We start from the raw sequence: 251 nt of genomic DNA, 5'->3' as shown, positions 1-251 counted from the left end.
GCCTGTTAGTGGCCCAGATACAACGTGAATTTTAGTACCTTCAATGTAAACTTTCGAATATTCAATGACACCTTCTTGATTTAATAAATTTAAAATTATTGACATCTCTTCGTCCGGGATTTGTTTGAAATAAAGAGCCTCACTTATAAGTTCGTCGAATCGCAGAATCGGCAAGTTGGCAGAGTCCCTCTTCACTTGTTTCATATGGCTATGACCAGAAAATTGTTTGTCTCGAGGATTCAAGTAATTTA

Annotated in this window: 1 pseudogene; it reads right to left on the bottom strand. The window is 36.7% G+C overall.

Annotated features, from left to right (window positions below):
• Window positions 1–204: pseudogene (locus tag KIH86_RS10850) on the bottom strand (hypothetical protein); the annotation flags it as partial.
• Window positions 205–251 lie beyond the last annotated feature (47 nt).

It is taken from the genome of Paenibacillus sinensis (assembly GCF_019904155.1).
GTDB classification, from domain to species: domain Bacteria; phylum Bacillota; class Bacilli; order Paenibacillales; family Paenibacillaceae; genus Paenibacillus_AQ; species Paenibacillus_AQ sinensis.
This window is presented reverse-complemented; position numbering and strand designations above follow the sequence as displayed.